Here is a 502-nt window from a genome sequence, read left to right as displayed (position 1 = left end):
AAATACTCTTACATATCTAATTCTTATCAGGAAAGTCTAAAGTTCATAGACACAAGATTTTTTACAGCCTCTTGGGAAACTGAGTCGCTGTTTTTTTATTTTAAAGATTAACTGTTTTTGTATTTATATTTATGCATTGAGAGGTTCCATACAATTTTTTTGATTTGTCATGTCGTAACTTGCGAAATCCTACACCGTTTCTACCCTTTGGCTACACCGACTCTACCTTTGCATTTTTTATAATTTTCTCCTAATGACAAGCTGTCAGGGGAAAGCAGAATTATATGTCTGTGCATCCCCAGAAAGGGGATTCCATGAACATGGCAAGGGCAGGGACAGGTATCATGCCGCCTATCACAAAACAGCATATGTTTCTTTTACATACCGTAGTCCTTAAGGGGATTGCGGTATTTTTCTATTCGACATATTCCTGGTGTTAGTATATAAGTGTGGACAGAAAAAGTTGAACAACCTATACTATCAAGTGAAAGAGCAAAGGAGA

The 502-nt window shown here is 36.7% G+C and carries 1 protein-coding gene; it reads left to right on the top strand.

Annotated elements, in window-relative coordinates; all coding sequences use genetic code 11:
- Positions 1–284 precede the first annotated feature (284 nt).
- On the top strand, positions 285–440 hold the full coding sequence (locus D7Y06_RS26400) for a hypothetical protein (protein ID WP_158591519.1): 156 nt from the start codon (positions 285–287) through the stop codon (positions 438–440).
- The last annotated feature ends 62 nt before the right edge of the window (positions 441–502 follow it).

This window comes from Roseburia sp. 1XD42-69, assembly GCF_003612565.1.
In the GTDB taxonomy this organism is placed as follows: domain Bacteria; phylum Bacillota; class Clostridia; order Lachnospirales; family Lachnospiraceae; genus Roseburia_B.
This window is presented reverse-complemented; position numbering and strand designations above follow the sequence as displayed.

Excerpts from the sequence above, each read along its gene's own strand:
- D7Y06_RS26400 (WP_158591519.1), top strand. The coding sequence starts at position 285 with ATGTCTGTGCATCCCCAGAAAGGGGATTCCATGAACATGGCAAGGGCA.